This window comes from Curtobacterium sp. ME-Dv--P-122a (assembly GCF_030209645.1).
GTDB lineage: Bacteria > Actinomycetota > Actinomycetes > Actinomycetales > Microbacteriaceae > Curtobacterium > Curtobacterium flaccumfaciens.
In genome coordinates this window covers 135,114-152,403 of record NZ_JARVRO010000015.1, presented here as the reverse complement: position 1 = coordinate 152,403, position 17,290 = coordinate 135,114, and the positions used below count along the sequence as shown (strand labels likewise).

At 71.4% G+C, this 17,290-nt stretch carries 16 protein-coding genes; 8 read left to right on the top strand and 8 right to left on the bottom strand.

Annotated elements, in window-relative coordinates:
- Nucleotides 1-110: 110 nt before the first annotated feature.
- Entirely contained in the window at nucleotides 111-1,310 is a 1,200-nt protein-coding gene (locus QRN49_RS16910) for an amidohydrolase (RefSeq protein ID WP_284756814.1), read from the top strand.
- 88 nt (nucleotides 1,311-1,398) lie between these two features.
- Here QRN49_RS16910 and QRN49_RS16905 read toward each other — a convergent pair whose 3' ends face one another.
- The gene (locus QRN49_RS16905) at nucleotides 1,399-2,289 is read right to left on the bottom strand and encodes an aminodeoxychorismate lyase (protein WP_284756813.1); all 891 of its coding nucleotides are present in this window, start codon (nucleotides 2,287-2,289) and stop codon (nucleotides 1,399-1,401) included.
- A gap of 19 nt (nucleotides 2,290-2,308) precedes the next feature.
- A complete protein-coding gene (locus tag QRN49_RS16900) occupies nucleotides 2,309-2,659 on the bottom strand; it encodes a tryptophan synthase subunit alpha (protein ID WP_027464736.1) in 351 nt (116 codons plus the stop codon).
- Nucleotides 2,660-2,723: 64 nt separating this feature from the next.
- Here QRN49_RS16900 and QRN49_RS16895 point away from each other — a divergent pair, with 64 nt between their 5' ends.
- Nucleotides 2,724-3,248 carry an 8-oxo-dGTP diphosphatase gene (locus QRN49_RS16895; RefSeq protein WP_284756811.1) on the top strand — a complete coding sequence of 175 codons (525 nt, stop codon included), beginning with the start codon at nucleotides 2,724-2,726 and terminating at the stop codon, nucleotides 3,246-3,248.
- Between the two features lie 10 nt (nucleotides 3,249-3,258).
- On the opposite strand, the gene QRN49_RS16890 is transcribed toward QRN49_RS16895, so the two are convergent.
- From QRN49_RS16890 to QRN49_RS16880, 3 genes are all read right to left on the bottom strand, one after another.
- The gene (locus QRN49_RS16890; RefSeq protein ID WP_027464737.1) at nucleotides 3,259-3,546 is read right to left on the bottom strand and encodes a hypothetical protein; all 288 of its coding nucleotides are present in this window, start codon (nucleotides 3,544-3,546) and stop codon (nucleotides 3,259-3,261) included.
- 16 nt (nucleotides 3,547-3,562) lie between these two features.
- Nucleotides 3,563-4,864, bottom strand: a complete 1,302-nt coding sequence (locus QRN49_RS16885; protein WP_284756809.1) for an ABC transporter permease — start codon at nucleotides 4,862-4,864, stop codon at nucleotides 3,563-3,565.
- A 229-nt stretch (nucleotides 4,865-5,093) separates the two neighbouring features.
- Complete coding sequence (locus tag QRN49_RS16880; RefSeq protein WP_284756807.1) at nucleotides 5,094-6,782, bottom strand: cation:proton antiporter; 1,689 nt, start codon at nucleotides 6,780-6,782, stop codon at nucleotides 5,094-5,096.
- A gap of 115 nt (nucleotides 6,783-6,897) precedes the next feature.
- Here QRN49_RS16880 and QRN49_RS16875 point away from each other — a divergent pair, with 115 nt between their 5' ends.
- The 3 genes from QRN49_RS16875 (at nucleotide 6,898) to QRN49_RS16865 (ending at nucleotide 10,548) form a co-directional block, all read left to right on the top strand.
- Nucleotides 6,898-8,154 (top strand): inorganic phosphate transporter, encoded by a 1,257-nt coding sequence (locus QRN49_RS16875; protein ID WP_284756805.1) that lies wholly within the window; start codon nucleotides 6,898-6,900, stop codon nucleotides 8,152-8,154.
- Nucleotides 8,154-8,450, top strand: coding sequence for a hypothetical protein (locus QRN49_RS16870; protein WP_152377618.1), 297 nt, complete (start codon nucleotides 8,154-8,156; stop codon nucleotides 8,448-8,450). Before QRN49_RS16875 ends, QRN49_RS16870 begins: the two co-directional genes overlap by 1 nt.
- A 637-nt stretch (nucleotides 8,451-9,087) precedes the next feature.
- Nucleotides 9,088-10,548: an aspartate ammonia-lyase gene (locus QRN49_RS16865; RefSeq protein WP_258370489.1), complete on the top strand. Its 1,461-nt coding sequence runs from the start codon at nucleotides 9,088-9,090 to the stop codon at nucleotides 10,546-10,548.
- A 69-nt stretch (nucleotides 10,549-10,617) separates the two neighbouring features.
- Here QRN49_RS16865 and QRN49_RS16860 read toward each other — a convergent pair whose 3' ends face one another.
- Both QRN49_RS16860 and QRN49_RS16855 read right to left on the bottom strand, forming a co-directional pair.
- Nucleotides 10,618-11,703: a YihY/virulence factor BrkB family protein gene (locus tag QRN49_RS16860; RefSeq protein WP_194654252.1), complete on the bottom strand. Its 1,086-nt coding sequence runs from the start codon at nucleotides 11,701-11,703 to the stop codon at nucleotides 10,618-10,620.
- A gap of 224 nt (nucleotides 11,704-11,927) precedes the next feature.
- A complete protein-coding gene (locus QRN49_RS16855) occupies nucleotides 11,928-13,247 on the bottom strand; it encodes an MFS transporter (RefSeq protein ID WP_284756801.1) in 1,320 nt (439 codons plus the stop codon).
- Between the two features lie 69 nt (nucleotides 13,248-13,316).
- Between QRN49_RS16855 and QRN49_RS16850 the strand changes: the two genes are divergently transcribed.
- The 3 genes from QRN49_RS16850 (at nucleotide 13,317) to QRN49_RS16840 (ending at nucleotide 16,846) form a co-directional block, all read left to right on the top strand.
- Nucleotides 13,317-13,688 carry an FKBP-type peptidyl-prolyl cis-trans isomerase gene (locus QRN49_RS16850; RefSeq protein ID WP_173035534.1) on the top strand — a complete coding sequence of 124 codons (372 nt, stop codon included), beginning with the start codon at nucleotides 13,317-13,319 and terminating at the stop codon, nucleotides 13,686-13,688.
- Nucleotides 13,688-14,524 (top strand): aldo/keto reductase, encoded by an 837-nt coding sequence (locus QRN49_RS16845; protein ID WP_027464743.1) that lies wholly within the window; start codon nucleotides 13,688-13,690, stop codon nucleotides 14,522-14,524. Before QRN49_RS16850 ends, QRN49_RS16845 begins: the two co-directional genes overlap by 1 nt.
- A gap of 78 nt (nucleotides 14,525-14,602) precedes the next feature.
- Nucleotides 14,603-16,846 (top strand): HelD family protein, encoded by a 2,244-nt coding sequence (locus tag QRN49_RS16840; RefSeq protein WP_241660464.1) that lies wholly within the window; start codon nucleotides 14,603-14,605, stop codon nucleotides 16,844-16,846.
- A 150-nt stretch (nucleotides 16,847-16,996) separates the two neighbouring features.
- Here QRN49_RS16840 and QRN49_RS16835 read toward each other — a convergent pair whose 3' ends face one another.
- Entirely contained in the window at nucleotides 16,997-17,266 is a 270-nt protein-coding gene (locus tag QRN49_RS16835; protein WP_284756796.1) for a protealysin inhibitor emfourin, read from the bottom strand.
- Nucleotides 17,267-17,290 lie beyond the last annotated feature (24 nt).

Genomic DNA, 17,290 nt, shown 5'->3' with positions numbered 1-17,290 from the left:
CCGCCGCCGCTCGCCGCCGCGCGCCCCCCCCCGCGGGCCCGCCCCCCCCCCCCCGGTCCCGCCCCCCCCGGTCCCGCCCGCGCACCGCGCCCCCGCGTACCGTTGGTGCCATGAGCAACTCCTTCGCGATCACCGGTGCCCACGTCGTCCCCGTCTCCGCTCCAGCCTTCGACGGCGGCGCGGTCGTCGTCGAGGACGGCCGGATCACCGCGATCGGTCCGGACGTCACCCCGCCCGAGGGGATGACGGTCATCGACGCCGCGGGTTCGTGGCTCGTCCCCGGGTTCGTCGAGGCGCACGGCCACGTCGGCATCCACGAGGAGGCCAACGGCGAGGCCGGCAACGACACGAACGAGATGACCGCCCCGAACATGGCCGGCGTCCGCGCGATCGACGCGATCGACATCGACGACGAGGGCTTCCGGGACGCCCTTGCCGGCGGGATCACGAGCATCGTCGTCAAGCCCGGCTCCGGCAACCCGATCGGCGGCCAGAGCGTCGCCATCAAGACCTGGGGTGGCCGGACGATCGACGAGCAGCTCATCTCCGACTCGGTGAGCGTGAAGAGCGCCCTCGGCGAGAACCCGAAGCGCGTCTACGGCGGCAAGGGCCAGACGCCCTCGACCCGGCTCGGCGTCGCGAAGATCATCCGCGACGCCTTCGTCGAGGCGCAGAACTACAAGGCCGCCCGCGATGCCGCAGCCGCGAAGGACGAGCCGTTCGCCCGCGACCTGACGAAGGAGACGCTCGTCCGGGTGCTCGACGGCGAACTCGTCTGGGACCAGCACACCCACCGCCACGACGACATCGCCACCGCGATCCGCCTGTCCGAGGAGTTCGGCTACCGCCTGGTCGTGAACCACGGCACCGAGGCGCACAAGATCGCCGACGTGCTGGCCGCCAAGGACATCCCGGTCATCTACGGCCCGCTCTTCACCAGCCGCTCGAAGGTCGAGCTCCGCGACCGCGGCATCCCGAACCTCGCCACCATCGCGGCGGCCGGCGTCCGGGTCGCCATCACGACGGACGCGCCGGTCGTGCCGATCAACATGCTCGTCGACCAGGCGACCGCCGCCGTGAAGGAGGGCCTGCCCGCCCAGACCGCACTCGAGGCGCTCACCGTCAACCCGGCCGAGTTCCTCGGGTTCGGGGACCGCGTCGGTCGGCTGGCCGAGGGCTACGACGCCGACCTGGTGCTCTGGGACGGCGATCCGCTCGACGCGACCAGCCGCGCGACGCGCGTCTGGATCGACGGCAAGCCCGTCTTCGCGTGGACCGACGGGGCCGGCGTCACCACCCCGCGCTGGTAGCGGGTGCACAGCCGGGAGGCCCGGATCGCGACGTGCCTGCGAGTCGCGATCCGGGCCTCCAGGCCGTTGCGCCGGGGGCGCCGCGTGCTCAGACCTCGCGCGCCAGCAGGAAGTCGTTGATGCGCGTCGTGAGCTCCGCGTCGATCGGCCGCGCGTCGCCGTTCACCGAACGGATCGGCGCAGCCTGCCGCACGCTCGACACGAGCCAGAGCGCGTCCGCCGCCGCCAGGTCGGCGAGGGTGACGAGTTCGTAGGCGGTCTCGATGCCCTCCTGCTCGGCGAAGCGGAACACGTCGGCCTGCGTCGTGCCGGCCAGGATCCCGATGTCGGTGCGGGGCGTGACGAGCCGGTCGCCGACCTTCATGATCAGGTTCGCGCGCGTGCCCTCGAGCACGTAGCCGTCACTCGAGACGAACAGGGCGTCGTCGGCGCCGCGGCGGACGGCCTCGCGCAGGGCGGCCATGTTGACGCCGTACGACAGCGTCTTCGCGCCCTGCAGCAGCCACGGCGAGGTGCGCTCGACGTCGTGCCGGTACCCGCGGTCCAGGACGACGACGGAGATGCCCTCGGTGCGGGCGGCCGTGGAGTCGCCCGACGGCGCGGCGTAGACCCACCCGGTCGGGCGGTCGGTGCCCTCGACGCCGCGGGTCAGGACGGTCTTGGCGAAGGCCTCGCGCACCGGGTCGAGGCGGGCGCAGACGGCCTCGATGGCATGGCGCCAGGCCTCCGGGTCGGGAGCGGGCAGGTCGAGCATCGCGGCGGAGCGGCCGAAACGGGCGAGGTGCGCCTCGAGGGCCTGGGGCCGACCGTCGATCACCGTGATCGTCTCGAACACGCCGTCACCGCGCGTGACGCCGAGGTCCTGCACCTGCACGTGCTCCTCGAGTGGCTTCGCCCAGGTGAAGGCGTCGGCCGCGGGGTCGTGCGGCGCAGCGTCGCGGGAGGGCTGGTTGAGGACGGCGAGCACGGTTTCGGTCATGCGTCCATCCAACCGCAGCTCAGCCGGCTTCGGGCAGCGCGCCCAGCAGCTTCCACACGGCGGGCGTCAGCTCGGGGTGCTGCAGCGCGATCCGGCGCAGCCGGTGGTACTCCTCGCCCAGCCGGGTGCCCTGCCCGGACGCCGGGTGGCTCGACCACTGCGCGTGCCGCTTGCCGATCGCCTCGTCCAGGTCGACGGCATCCGCGCGCAGGATCAGCACGACCTGCTCGTCGACGGTGGGGAGCGTCGGCATGAACTCCCACGGGTCCTCGCCCTGACGGCTCCGGTGCTCGACGAGCATCGAGATCTCCTCGGCGGCCTCGGCGCGCAGCACTTCGAGGCTGCGCCCGGTCCTGCGGGGCTCAGCCATGGTGCCCCCGCAGCACGCCTGCCATGGGAAAAGCGTACGACACTCCATCGGTCACACTGGACGCGTGACCCTTCGCGACGAGAGCAAGTCCCAGCATCCCCGGGTGGTGGTCGTGTACCTGCTGCGCGACGGCGAGGCAGGCCCCGAGGTCCTGCTGGGGGAGAAGCGCCGCGGTCTCGGCACGGGCCGGCTGGTCGGCCCCGGCGGCAAGCGCGAGGCCGGCGAGTCGGCGGTCGAGACCGCCGTGCGCGAGGTGCGTGAAGAGGTCGGCCTGCGGCTCGACGCGGTCGACCTGGAGGCCCGTGGCACGTTGGACTACCGGTTCCCGTACCGACCGTCCTGGTCCCAGGTCTCGGACGTCTTCGTCTGCCGCCGCTGGCAGGGCGACCCGTCGGGCTCTGACGAACTGGAGCCGCGGTGGATCCCTGTCAACACCGTGCCCTACGACGCGATGTGGGACGACGCCCGCTACTGGTTGCCGGGGGTGCTCGCGGGCGGCAACGTCCGGGCGCGGTTCACGTTCGCAGATGACGACGCGACGGTCGCCGGGTTCACCGGGACGGGCGTGGGCGTCGGCGTGGAGGACTAGCTGCTGGCTGCTAGCGCGGCTGCTGGGTGCGGGTGCTGCCGGTGCGCGCTTCCTCGGCGGCGGCCATGACGTCGGCGTCGCCGCTCCGGCCACCCAGGGGCCGCACGAAGAAGTCGATGATGCCGACGACGATCGCGCCGATCATCGAGAACATCGCCCACCCGACGAACAGCCCGGCGGTGCCGCGGCCGTCGGCGGGCGCGAGCAGGACGCTCGCGGCGTAGAAGCCCACCGTCAGCACGAGGAACACGACGACGACGGTGATGAGGACGCGGTGCCAGGTGATGCGCGGGTTCATCCGATCAGGATACGCGTCAGCGGTCGGCGTGCTTGCCGTGCGGAGCCGCCGCCGGTCGCGGTTCCTTCCGGTTCGCGGGGCGCTGCACGGCGATGCGCCCGGTCGGCGTCGCGTCCGGCTCCAGGCCGTCGCGACCGCCGGTGAAGACGTCACCGCCGGTGCGCTCGTCCTCCCAGTCGTCGTCGCGCAGCACGCTCAGGGTGCCGGTCTCGGTGGAGGTCAGGCCGTGGCGCTCGAGCTCGGCGTCGCGCTGCCCGCCGAGGAACTCGCGGTTGGCGGTGTTGGCGTCCTGGAACATCGTGGTCCGGCCGGTGACGATCGCCCGGATCCGTCGGCGCTCCCACCACTTCTTGCCGAAGTACATCAGCACCAGGCCAGCCGTGGCGTAGCAGGCCATCGTGATCAGTCCGCGAGCCGGGCCGGGGCCGACGCCGTAGACCTGGTGCTTGATCATGTCGACCATGCTCGAGCCGACGACGACGTTGTTCAGCCAGGCGAAGGGCTCGGGCATGAACCACTTCGGGTAGGCGCCGCCGGACGACGGCATGGACAGGAAGACGAAGCAGATCATCGCGGGGGCGGCGATGAACCGGCCGACGAAGTAGCTCAGGCCGTTCACCGCGAGGCCGATCGCCACGATCCAGCCCCAGGCGATGAGCACGAGCTGGATCCAGTGCCCGTGGATGGCGCCGAGCACGGGCCCGGCGAGCGTGTTCGTGATGAGCGAGATGACCAGGCCGCCGACCACGATGACCGTCATCCGGGTGCGGTGCCGGAGCGGGCCGCCCATGATGCCGATGAACATCGCGACCATGTAGCCGCCGATGCACCACGCGAGCATGACGTACATCGCCACGGTGCCGTACTCGTCCCACGCCGGCAGGGGTGCGAGCTCGGTGACCTTCGGGGTCGCGACGCCCAGGCCGGTCAGCACCGCGGTGAGGGTGGCCGGCACGAGGCTCGCGACCTGGAACTGGTGCGCGCTCGCCTTGAAGAACTCGTTCGCGGCGGGGTCGTACGCGACCGCCATCGAGCCGCCGACCACGTCGCGCTTCGCCTGCGCGAGCGAGTCGTACGTGTGGAACACGAACTCGCCGGGCAACGCCTGCTGCACCGCCTGCACGAACGCCGGGTCGCTGCCGATCAGGGCGATCGGGACGTCGTGCGGGTGCGGGGCGTGGAACGCGAAGACGTAGCACAGGCAGAACCCGACGATGAAGAACAGCGGCATCCAGAGCTGCAGGCCGATCAGCTGCAGCGACGGGTGCAGGGTCGAGTACCACCGGCGGTAGGCGCCGTGCTGCTGGGGCGCGGGCACCGGAGCCTGTCGCCGGGGTCCCGAACGCGTGTGCCCGGCGACCTTGCCGCCACGACGCGGCTTGGTCCCACGTGCGGAGGGCCTGGTCCCACGCGGCTTCGGCGGCGTGGGACGGGAACCGCCGGGGCGCTCCGGTCCGTCGTCGTTCCTGGGGACGTCGTTCCGCGGCGTGCTCACTCGGCGCTCTGCTCCTGCTCTCGATCGGAGCGCCAGGATACGCCCGGGGTGCTCAGGAGCGACTGCGCGACGCCTGCGCCGAGTCCATCGCGAGCTCTTCCGCATCGAGGGTCACGAGCACGCGGCGCATGACCTCCTCGTCGAGGTTCCCCTTCTCCCGCTCCTCGAGCACGATCTCGCGGCGGCGGTCGAGGAGCTCGCGCCGGATGTCCTGGATCTGCGAGCCACGCAGGCGCAGTGCGACGTTCCGCCCCTCGTCCTCTTCTTCCTCGGCGTCCTGACGGAACGTCTCGGCCTGACGCTCGAGTCGCGCCTTCAGCCGGTTGACCACCGAGTCGACGGCTTCCGAGCCGTACTGCTTCGCCCACGCCGGACGCCGCTTCTCGAGCAGCTCGATCGCGGCCTCGGTGGTGCGCTGGTTGAGCCGCATCTCACTGCGCACGTCCTCCTCGCCCTCGGCGGGGTCCTGCACCTTGAGCGCGCGGATGACGAACGGCAAGGTGAGTCCCTGCAGCAGCAGGGTCCCGACGGTGACGAAGAAGGCGATGATGAAGATGGTGTCCTGCGCCGGGATCTGCGTCGGGCTCGCCACGACCGACACGGCTGCGGCAAGGGTCACCACGCCGCGCATGCCCGTCCACGAGATGACGGTGAGCTCCCGCCAGTTGAGCTTCGGCTCGGCGGAACCACGCATCCAGCGCAGCGACGGGTGGCCGCGGGACAGCTTGATCCGGAGCGGCCGGAGCCACTTCCCGTTGAACCGGTTGCGCGCGTAGGACTCGAAGACGAACAGCGGCCGGACCAGGATCACCACCGCGAGCACGACGGCCGCGGCGGTGAGCGTCTGCCCGAGGCTCCGCTCGCTCTCGACCAGGTCCTGCACGACGGTGTTGAGCTGCAGGCCGATGAGCGCGAACACGAAGCCCTCGAGGATGACGTCGATGCTCGTCCAGAGCGGGCGCTCCTGCAGGCGGGTCGCGTAGCCCTCCTTCGGCGAGTTGTAGCCGATGTACAGGCCGGCCGTCACGACCGCGATGACCCCGGAGCCGGACAGGTCCTCGGCGAGGATGTAGGCGACGAAGGGCAGCAGGATGCTCATGATCGTCTCGACCACGGGGTCGTTGATGCGCATCCGGATCCAGTGCACGACGACGCCGAGCACGATGCCGACGACCAGGCCGACGCCGATCGCGAGCCCGAAGATGCCGAGGTCCTGCCAGACCGTCAGCGACGTGCCGGCGATGATGAGCGTGAACACGCGCACCAGGGTCAGCGAGGCTGCGTCGTTGATGAGGCTCTCGCCGGACAGCACGGTCATGACACGCCGGGGGAGTCCGAGCTTCCGGCCGATCGCGGCGGCGGACACCGCGTCCGGCGGGGCGACGATCGCGCCGAGCAGGATCGCCGCAGGCAGCGTCATGTCCGGGATGAGCAGGTACGCCACCCCGCCGACGACCAGGGCCGTCACGATCACCAGGAAGATGCCGAGTCGTCGGATCTGCTTGATCGAGCCGCGGAAGCTCTGCCACGACACGTCGAGCGCGGCGGAGTAGAGCAGCGGCGGCAGGATCACCGTGAGGATGACCTCGGAGTCGATCTCCATCGGGGGCAGCCCGGGCAGGAACGAGGCCGCCAGGGCGACCGCTGTGACGAGCAGGGGAGCGGGGAGCCCCTTGGCGCGGGCGAACCCGGTCACCGCGAGCGATCCGATCAACAGGATGAGGAGCTCAGCGGTGTCCATGGACCCATTCTTCCATCGGCATGGTTCCGAACCTGAACGAGTGTGAAGCGACGGTGAACAACAGGTTGCCGATCAGGTTTGCTCGAAGGGCCGACGCCTGGGACACTTGCCCGCGGTGGACATCACACTCATAGTCGTCCTGGTCATCGCGTTGGCCCTCTTCTTCGACTTCACAAACGGTTTTCACGACACCGCCAACGCGATGGCGACCCCGATCGCGACCGGCGCCATGAAGCCCAAGGTGGCGGTCACCGTCGCTGCGGTGCTCAACCTGGTCGGTGCGTTCCTCAGCACCGCCGTGGCGACGTCGATCTCGCACGGGCTGATCAACGAGGGCCCCGGTGGCGTCGCGATCAGCCCCGAGATGATCTTCGCGGGCCTGATCGGGGCAGTCGTCTGGAACATGATCACGTGGCTCCGCGGGCTGCCGTCGTCGTCCTCGCACGCGTTGTTCGGCGGGCTGATCGGTGCCGCGATCGTCGGAGCCGGGTTCCAGTCGGTCAACTACGTCGCGTTGCTGACGGTCGTGATCATCCCGGCGTTCGCCTCGCCCGTGATCGCGGCGCTCGTGTCGTTCCTGTCGACGCGCATCGCGTACCGGATCACCAAGCGGCCGGTGTTCCCGAACGAGCGCGGCGGGTTCCGGATCGGGCAGGTCTTCACCAGCTCAATGGTGTCCCTGGCACACGGCACCAACGACGCGCAGAAGACGATGGGTGTCATCACGCTGACCCTCATCGCCTCGGGCGCGCAGTCGTCGAACCAGGGCGTGCAGTTCTGGGTCGTCGTGGCTTGTGCCCTCGCGATCGCGCTCGGTACCTACACGGGTGGCTGGCGCATCATCCGCACGCTCGGCTCGGGCATCACCGAGATCCGGGCGACCCAGGGCTTCGCGGCCGAGGCCTCGACCGCGGCGACGATCCTCGCCTCCAGCCACCTCGGCTTCGCACTGTCCACCACGCAGGTGTCCTCGGGTTCCATCATCGGTGCCGGTCTCGGCCGCCGGGGCTCGAAGATCCAGTGGTCGACTGCCGGCAAGATCGTCATCGCCTGGTTCATCACCCTGCCTGCCGCTGCTGCGGTCGGTGCCGTCGCCTCCGGGATCGCCCGTCTCGGTGTCATCGGGCTCGTGATCGACGCCGTGGTCGGTGCCGCCGTCATCCTCGGCCTGTACCTCTGGTCGCTCCGCAAGCCGCACGAGCAGGCCTCCGCGATCGAGGTCGACGTCGCCGCGAACGCGGTCCTGACCCGCAAGGAGCTGCGTGACATGCAGCGCAAGAAGCGTGCCGACGCGGTCGCCCAGCGTCGCGCCGAACTGAGCCGCGAGCGCACGCTCCGTCGCATGGCGGCCCGCAAGGGAGGCCGTCGCTGATGGGCATCGACTGGTTTGCATTCCTCACGGTGGCGCTCGTCGCCGTGGTCTCGTCGTGCTTCGTCGTCGCCGTGTACTCGGTCGGCCTCCGTCTCTGGAGCGCCGCCGACACCCGCGAAGGCAAGTTCACCGTGAAGGAGGACGGCACGATCGGCCCGGCCACCGCCGGCTTCCCGAACCCCGCCGGAGCCTCGGCGGCCGCACGCGCACTCCGCGCCGCTGCCGTCGCGTGCTTCGTCGTGTGCGGCGCCGTCGTGCTCTACGGCATCTACCTCATCGTCCCGCAGTTCCACTGACGGGCACGCTCGCGAGCGGGCAGCGCGCTTGGTGAGCAGAAGATGTCGAGTCGCGGTGTGGAACCCGACCCCTTCTGCTCACGAAGTGCGCGGGCGGGCGCGCGTTCGCCGCGCCCGCAGCGCGAGCGGGCGAAACGCCCGCGTCCGCGCTCGCGCCTACCCCGCCATTTCGCCCGCTCGCGTCCGGGGCATGACCGCGGGTCGGACGGGAGGCCCGTGGCGGCCTGGCACCGGGCCTCCAGTCCGTCGCGGGCGAGCGGGCGAAATGCCGCCGTGTGTGGCGGACGCGACCACGCCATTCCGCCCGCTCGCGTGGGCGGCGCGCTTGGTGAGCAGAAGATGTCGCGTCGCCGGGTGGGACGCGACCCCTTCTGCTCATGAAGTGCGCGGGCGGGTCGGACGGGAGGCCCGTGGCGGCCTGGCACCGGACCTCCAGGCCGTCGCGGGCGCGCAGGCGGCGCGCTTGGTGAGCAGAAGATGTCGAGTCCCGCAGCGCGAGCCGACATCTTCTGCTCACGAAGCGACGGGAGGCGCTCGCGCGGGCACGCCGCCCGCTCCGCACAGCCCCGGCGCGTTCCCGGACCGGCCGGACGGACGGGACTAGCCTCGACGTGTGACCGGCAACGAGGAGGCACCTGTGACGACGACGACGCGGACCGAGAGCGACTCGCTGGGATCACGGGAGGTCCCGAACGATGCGTACTGGGGCATCAACACGTTGCGGGCACTGGAGAACTTCCCGATCACCTCCGTTCCGATCGCCGTGTACCCGGACCTCATCGAGGCGCTCGTCACCGTGAAGCAGGCGGCGGCGCGGGCGAACCGGGCGATCGGTGTCCTCGACGAGGAGCGCGCCGACGCGATCGACCGTGCAGCGCAGGAGGTCCGCGACGGAGCGCTCCGCGAGCAGTTCGTCGTCGACGTCGTGCAGGGCGGCGCGGGGACGAGCACGAACATGAACACGAACGAGGTACTCGCGAACCGGGCCCTCGAACTGCTCGGGCGGGAGCGGGGCGACTACGCGTACCTGCACCCGATCGACCACGTGAACCGCAGCCAGTCCACGAACGACACCTACCCGACGAGCATCAAGATCGCGATGATCTTCGGGGTCCGTCGTCTGATCGTGCAGCTCGAGGAGCTCTCCGCGGCGTTCGCCGAGCGGGGCCGCGCCTTCGCCGACGTGCTGAAGGTGGGCCGGACGCAGCTGCAGGACGCGGTGCCGATGACCCTCGGGCAGGAGTTCACCGGCTTCTCGCACACGATCCAGGAGGACGCTGACCTGCTCCGCAAGGTGATGCCGCTGCTCGCCGAGATGAACCTCGGCGCGACGGCGATCGGCACCGGGATCACCGCGGACCCGCTCTACCGCGACGAGGTCCGCCGACAGCTGCAGGAGGCGAGCGGCATCGACGTCGTCACCGCCCCCGACCTCATCGAGGCGACGAGTGACGCCGGTGCGTTCATGACCCTGTCCGGCACGGTGAAGCGCAGCGCCGCCAAGCTCTCGAAGATCTGCAACGACCTGCGGCTGCTGTCCTCCGGTCCGCAGGCGGGCCTCGGCGAGATCACCCTGCCGGCTCGCCAGGCCGGCTCGTCGATCATGCCCGGCAAGGTCAACCCGGTGATCCCCGAGGTCGTGAACCAGATCGCCTACGCGGTCGCCGGCGCGGACACCACCGTGACGATGGCGGCGGAGAGCGGGCAACTCCAGCTCAACGCCTTCGAGCCGATCATCGCCCACTCGATCCTGCAGTCGCTGCAGTGGATGTCCCGCGGCTGCGCGACCCTGCGTGAGCACTGCGTCGTCGGCATCGAGGCGAACGAGGCGAAGCTCGCCGCCCAGGTCGACACGAACGTCGGCGTCGTCACCGCGCTGACGCCGTACATCGGGTACGCGGCCGCGGCGTCGATCGCGCACACGGCGCTGACCACCTCGACGCCGATCTCGACGCTCGTCGTGGCCGCGGGGCTGATGGAGGAGGACCAGGTCATGCGGGTGCTCAGCCCGGCACGGCTGTCGGGGATCGAGCTGGCGACGGGTGCGATCCCGATCGTCACCGAGGAGATGCTGGACGCCGAGGCGCGCAAGCGCTGACGCGGGGCGTCCGCGCGAAAAAGCGGACGCGGACGCGCACGCGCGCGCCCACGCACGCGCGCACCCCCGTCAGGGCAACGGCCGCTCGCCCACCCGCACCTGCTGCGCCATCGCCCGCAGGTGCTCCTCGTTCGGGGTCAGCTCGGCGTCCTCGTCCTCGGCGACCCGCGCGGCCTCGGCCCGGACGTGCTGCGCGGCCGCGATGTCCTGGTCCCGCCAGCGCGCGAGCGTGAAGTTCCGCGTGACGTCGCGGAGCGGGAGCCGGATCGACTCGTCCGCCTCGATGCCGGCGAGCAGCTGCCGCATCCGGATCACCTCGGAGTCGAGCTCCCCGCCGACCACGAGCACGAAGTTCGAGATGTACAGGTACACGAGCAGCAGGATCGCGCCACCGAGCCACCCGTAGGCGCGGTTCCCGCCACCGAGGGTCTCCACGTAGAGCGCGAACCCCACCGTGGCGATGGCCCAGGTCACGATCGCGAACGCGGCACCGGCCGACACCCACCGCAGCTGCGGGGTCTTCACGTTCGGCGTCGCGTAGTAGAGCACCGCCACCATCACGACGAGGTCGGCCGCCAGCACCGGCCACTTCACCACGTTCCACACGTCGTCGATCCAGGGCGCCCACCCGAGCTGCCGGATCACGGCCTCGGAGATCGTCGGTGTCCCGAGCAGGATGACGATGGCGACGGCACCGCCGACCATGACGAGCAGCGTGACGAGGAGCATCATGCTGCGGAACTTCCAGATCCGCCGGCCCTCCTCGACCTCGTAGGCGGTGTTCATCGCCCGCCCGAACGCCGTCGCGTAGCCGGACAGCGACCAGAGCGTCAGCACGACGCCGATCGTGAACCCCAGCCACGGGTTGTCCAGGGTCAGCAGCTGCCGGAGTGGCCCCTCGAGGTGCTGGGCGGTCTCGGGCCGGACGATGAACCCGAGGACCTCGACGATGTCGGTCAGGCTGTCGCCCTTGCGGTCGACGATCGACAGCGCCGACACGACCGCCAGCGCGGTCGGGAACACCGTCAGCAGCGCGAAGAACGTCAGCGACGCGGCCGCGTCGACGACGCGGTGCCGGATCACCGAGTGGTAGGTGCGCCGGACGACGGCGCGGACTCCCGTCCGCTGGAGGTCGCGCGATGCGCTGTCCGGCATGTGTCGTACGGTACCCGACACGTGACGGCCTGGAGGCCCGTGGCGGGCCCGCCCCGCGCCTCCAGGCCGATGGTGGTCGCGTCCACCCCGCCGAAGCGACACGATCCCGCGTCGGTCCGCCGTCCGCGTCGCTGAAGCGACGGATGTCCGCGGATGGTTCGTGCAGATCTGTCGCTTTCGCGAGGGAGGACAGTCCGGCAGATGGCCGCGCGCACCGCTCGCGGTCAGTTGGCGTGGGGGTGCAGGGCGTCGTAGCGGCGGAACGACGGGACCATCCGGAGGAGCAGCGCGACGAGGCCGATGATGAGCACGCCGCCGATGACCGGCGGGTACGCGATGCCGGCCGCGACGACCAGGCCGGCGTACAGGTCGCCGAGCCGCGGGCCGCCCGTGACCACCACGATGAAGATGCCCTGCAGCCGACCGCGCATGCCGTCCGGCGACGCCGCCTGCAGGATCGTGTTCCGGAACACCGAGCTGACGTTGTCCGCACCGCCGGCCATCGCCAGGAACAGCGCCGCGAGCCCGAGCGCCGGCAGGATCTCGACCCCGAACGCCTCGCCCGAGCGGCCGCCGAGCACGTGCGCCAGCGCGATGACCACACCGAAGGCCGCGATCGCCCCGCCGTACGCCGTGATGGCCCAGCCGACGGCCTCACCCTGGCGTCGGACGTGCCCGAGCGGCCCGGAGAACACGCTCGACAGCAGCGCTCCGATCGCGTACGCGGCGGTCAGGATGCCGACCGTGATCGATCCGCCGCCGATGACGAGCGCCCCGATCGCCGGGAACAGCACGCGCGGCTGCCCGAACGTCATCGCGATGATGTCGAGCACGAAGGTCATCGTGATGTTGCGCGACCGCCGCAGGAACTTCGCGCCCTCGATGAGCGAGCCGAGCCCCGGCCGCAGTGCGTCGTGGTCGGCGGCCATCCGGGGCAGCGTGAACACCCCGAGGAACGCGAACGTGAACAGCACGACGTCGATCGTGTACGTCGGCGCGAACCCAACGGTCGCGATGAGCACGCCGGCGATCGCCGGACCCACGGTGACCTGGAACCCGGACGCGATCCCGCCCAGGGCGCTCGCCGCGGGCAGCAGGTCGGTGCCGACGAGCCGCGGGACGATGGCCGAGCGGGAGGCGTTGCTGACGGTGGCGGCCACGGCGTTGACCGTCGCGAGCACGTAGAGCAGTGCGACGCTGTGCAGGTCGAGCCAGGCGTGCGTGGCGATCAGGGCGACGGCGACCCACGCGATGATCGACGACACGAGCGCGACGAGGCGTCGGTCGAAGGCGTCCGCGAGCATGCCGCCGTACAGGCCGGCGACGATCATCGGCACGAGTGCGATGACACCCACCAGGGCCACGGCGAAGGTCGAGCGGGTGATCTCGTAGACCTCGAGCCCGACGGCGACGGTGGTCATCTGGGTACCGATGCCGGCGATCGCCGTGCCGGCCCAGAGCCGGGCGAAGGCGGGGGAGCGGCGGAGCGGGGTGAGGTCGGCGAGCAGGCGGCGGCGCGGCGGTGCGGGAGTCGATGGTGTCACGGTGGAACCATTCTGCGGGCTGGACGCTCGTTGCGCGTGCCCGGTGCGCGCTCTGGTTGACTGATCCGCATGACTGACCTGAACAGCAAGCCCGAGTTCGACGCCCCCGAGGGCCCCGCCCCCACCGAGCTCGTCATCACCGACATCGTCGAGGGTTCCGGCGAGGAAGCGTCCGCCGGCTCGACCGTCAAGGTCCACTACGCCGGGGTCGAGTACGAGACCGGCGAGGAGTTCGACAGCTCCTGGAACCGCGGCGAGCCCATCGACTTCCCGCTCGCGGCCCTGGTGCGCGGCTGGCAGGAGGGCATCCCCGGCATGAAGGTCGGCGGACGCCGCAAGCTCGTCGTCCCGCCGGAGCTCGCCTACGGCCCCGCCGGTGGTGGCCACTTCCTGTCCGGCAAGACCCTCATCTTCGTGATCGACCTGCTCGGGGTCCGCTGATGCAGGTCGGTGCCCCGACGATCGAGCTGAACGACGGCCACCGGTTCCCGGAGCTCGGCCTCGGCACCTACGGCCTGAACGGCGACGAGGGTGCTGCCGCGGTCGGCACCGCGATCGCGAGCGGCTACCGGCTGCTCGACACGGCGCTGAACTACGGCAACGAGGACGCCGTCGGCAAGGCCGTCCGTGAGTCCGAGGTGGCGCGCGAGGACCTCGTCGTCACGTCGAAGCTGCCCGGCCGGCACCACGGCTACGACGAGGCGCACCGCTCGATCGACGAGACCCTCGGCAACCTGGGGCTCGACCACGTCGACCTGTACCTGATCCACTGGCCGAACCCGTCGGTGGACAAGTTCGTCGACACCTGGAAGGCGTTCGTCGACCTCCGCGACAGCGGCAAGGTCCGCTCGATCGGCGTCTCGAACTTCACGCCCGAGCACCTGCGCCGCATCGTCGACGCCACCGGGGTCGCCCCGGCCGTCAACCAGGTGGAGCTGCACCCGTACTTCCCCCAGGCGGAACTGCGGAAGGTGCACCAGGAGCTCGGCATCGTGACCGAGAGCTGGAGCCCGCTCGCGAAGCGGTCGGAACTGCTCACCGAGCAGCCGATCGTCGATGCCGCCGCGGCGCACGGTGTGGCACCCGGCCAGGTCGTGCTGCGCTGGCACGTCCAGCTCGGTGCGGTGCCGGTGCCGAAGTCGGGCGACGCCGCCCGCCAGAAGGAGAACCTCGACGTCTTCGGCTTCGAGCTGACCGACGACGAGGTGCAGGCGATCTCCGCGCTCGAGCGCGGTCGTCTGTGGGACGGCGACCCGGACACGCACGAAGAGATGTGACCCAGACGCGACCCTTCGGGGACAGCGGGGCTCCCGGTGGGCAGTACACTGGTTCCCCCTCTTCCCGAAGGGTTGCGTGTGTCCGAACCGACCGAGATCGACCGTGAACGCGGCTACGTCGACGGCCTCTTCCGTCGTCTCGACGAGCTGACCGCCGAGGCCGAGCAGCGCCTCGCCGAGACCCGCCGACAGGCGGTCGGCGGGAACCACCAGAGCCGCAGCGAGCGCGACGCGTACGCGCGGCTCTACGAGGACACCGTCGCGACGCTCGAACGGGTGGGGGACCGGCTGGTCTTCGGCCGGCTCGAGGTCGCCGAGCCCGACAACCCCGACGACACCTTCCGGTACATCGGCCGCGTGGGGCTCCGCGACGCCGAGCACCGGCCGCTGCTGCTCGACTGGCGCGTCCCCGGTGCGAGCGCCTTCTACCAGGCCACCGCAGCGCACCCGATGGGCATGCGCTCCCGCCGGCACCTGTCCCTGCAGGGCCGTCGCGTGGTCGGCGTCGAGGACGAGGTGTTCGACGCCTCGCTCTACGACGACGAGCGCACCCACCTGCAGGGCGAGGGGGCGCTGCTTGCCGCGGTGACCGCCGAACGCACCGGCCGGATGACCGACATCGTCGCGACGATCCAGGGTGAGCAGGACCGCATCATCCGCTCCCCGCTCGAGGGCGTGCTCATCGTGCAGGGCGGCCCCGGCACCGGCAAGACCGCCGTGGCGCTGCACCGAGCCGCCTACCTGCTGTACTCGTACCGCGAGCGGCTGCGGGGCTCCGGCGTGCTCATGGTCGGCCCGTCCCCGGCGTTCCTGACGTACATCGAGCAGGTGCTCCCGTCGCTCGGCGAGACCGGTGTCGTGATGGCGTCGCTCGGCTCGCTCTACCCGGGCGTGCACGCGACGACGCACGACACCCGCGACGTCGCCGCCGTCAAGGGCGCCGCGCAGATGGCGTCACTGCTGCGCCGGGCCGTGCGCTCGCGCCAGGTCGTGCCGACCGAGTCGGTCACGCTCGACATCGAGGGCGAGCGGCTCGTCGTGCCGCCGCAGCTCGTCGCCGACGCCATGAAGCGCGCGCAGGACCGCGGCAAGCCGCACAACGCCGCCCGCGTCACGTTCAACAAGACCGCCCTCGACGCGATGACCCGCCTGCTCGCCGAGCAGCTGCGGGAGCGCGGCACCACGGTGGACGAGGCCGACGAGAAGGTCCTGCGCGAGGACATCCGGAGTTCGTACGACGCCCGTGTGCTGCTCAACACCGCGTGGTTGCCGCTGCCGCCCGAGAAGTTCCTCGAGGACCTCTACGCCCGGCCGAACTGGCTCGCGTCGCTCACCCCCGACTGGACCCCGGAGCGCCGCGCCCTGCTGCAGCGTGCCCGCGGCACGGCCTGGACCGTCGAGGACGTCCCCCTGCTCGACGAGGCCGCCGAACTGCTCGGCCCGTTCGACCCGACCGGCGGCGCCGCCAAGCGCGCGGCGAAGGCCAGCCGGAACCGTGACATCGAGAACGCCCGCCAGGCCATCGAGAACATGGGCGTCGAGGGCATCGTCAGCGCCGAGCAGGTCGCCGGCTCGTTCGCCGAGGGCGGCGACCCCCGCTCCACCGCCGAGCGCGCCGCCGACGACCGCGAGTGGACCTACGGGCACATCGTCGTCGACGAAGCGCAGGAGCTCTCGCCGATGCAGTGGCGCGTGCTCGCCCGCCGCAACCCGCTGCGCTCCTTCACGATCGTCGGCGACATGGCGCAGGGTTCCTCGCCCGGTGCCGCACGCACCTGGGACGACGTCATCGGGGCGCTCGCGCGTCGCCGACGCGGCCGTGCGCCGCAGGTGCCGCTCGACCACCGCATCGAGCAGCTCACGGTGAACTACCGCACCCCGCGCTCCATCGTCGAGGCCGCCGGGGCCTTCGCGGACAGCGCCGGCCTCACGGTCACCCGCAACGAGGCCGTTCGAGACGGTGACCCCGTCGAGCGCGTCCGCGTCGCCCGGGCCGACCTGCTCGACACCGTCGTGGCCGTTGCCGACGCCGAGCGTGCCCGGATCGGATCCGGCACCATCGGCGTCATCGTCCCCGAGGCCCAGGTCGACACGGTCCGGCAGCGGCTCGCCCGCACCGAGGCGGACGTCCGGGGCCTCGCCTCGCCGAACGCCGGCTCGCTCACGGTGCTGACGGGTGCGGACGCCAAGGGTCTGGAGTTCGACGGCGTGCTGCTCGTCGACCCGGACGGCGTGGGTGCCGACGCCGCCCGTGCCGCCGCCGCGGTGTACGTCGCGATGACGCGTCCGACCCGTCGCCTGACGGTCATCGACGTCGACTGACGGTCGTGCGCGTGTCCCCGCGCACTTCGTGCGCAGGAACGGTCGGGTCCGTCGGTCCCACGCGACCGTTCCTGCGCACGATCGGTGGGCGGTGGCGTCCCCGCGGGGCGGACGGGAGGCCCGGTGCGGGCCCGCCACGGGCCTCCCGGCTCAGGTCGGGTCGCCCTCGGACCGCACCCGCGCGACGAGGTCGGCCCACGGGCCGTCGAGGCGGCGACCAGGGATCGTCACGGTGGTGCGCTCGACGGTGATCGTCCAGCTGAAGTCGTCGGGGACGGGCGCGGCCGTCGGTGCCTGGGTGCGCCGCAGCGCGTCGACGACGTCGGGCCACGCCGTCGGGTCGCTGCTCGTGTCGGTGTCGACCCGCCAGCGTCGTGTGGTGCCGGCGAACCCCCCGGAGCGGCGGACCTCGATGCGCATGGCCCCGACGGTACGCCCGGGTGG

Bases quoted from the DNA above. Each gene is read 5' to 3' on its own strand.
- QRN49_RS16870 (WP_152377618.1), top strand. From the start codon at position 8,154: ATGGGCATCGACTGGTTTGCATTCCTCACGGTGGCGCTCGTCGCCGTG.
- QRN49_RS16835 (WP_284756796.1), bottom strand. From the start codon at position 17,266: ATGCGCATCGAGGTCCGCCGCTCCGGGGGGTTCGCCGGCACCACACGA.
- QRN49_RS16900 (WP_027464736.1), bottom strand. From the start codon at position 2,659: ATGGCTGAGCCCCGCAGGACCGGGCGCAGCCTCGAAGTGCTGCGCGCC.
- QRN49_RS16860 (WP_194654252.1), bottom strand. From the start codon at position 11,703: ATGCCGGACAGCGCATCGCGCGACCTCCAGCGGACGGGAGTCCGCGCC.
- QRN49_RS16890 (WP_027464737.1), bottom strand. From the start codon at position 3,546: ATGAACCCGCGCATCACCTGGCACCGCGTCCTCATCACCGTCGTCGTC.
- QRN49_RS16910 (WP_284756814.1), top strand. From the start codon at position 111: ATGAGCAACTCCTTCGCGATCACCGGTGCCCACGTCGTCCCCGTCTCC.
- QRN49_RS16880 (WP_284756807.1), bottom strand. From the start codon at position 6,782: ATGGACACCGCTGAGCTCCTCATCCTGTTGATCGGATCGCTCGCGGTG.
- QRN49_RS16845 (WP_027464743.1), top strand. From the start codon at position 13,688: ATGCAGGTCGGTGCCCCGACGATCGAGCTGAACGACGGCCACCGGTTC.
- QRN49_RS16850 (WP_173035534.1), top strand. From the start codon at position 13,317: ATGACTGACCTGAACAGCAAGCCCGAGTTCGACGCCCCCGAGGGCCCC.
- QRN49_RS16905 (WP_284756813.1), bottom strand. From the start codon at position 2,289: ATGACCGAAACCGTGCTCGCCGTCCTCAACCAGCCCTCCCGCGACGCT.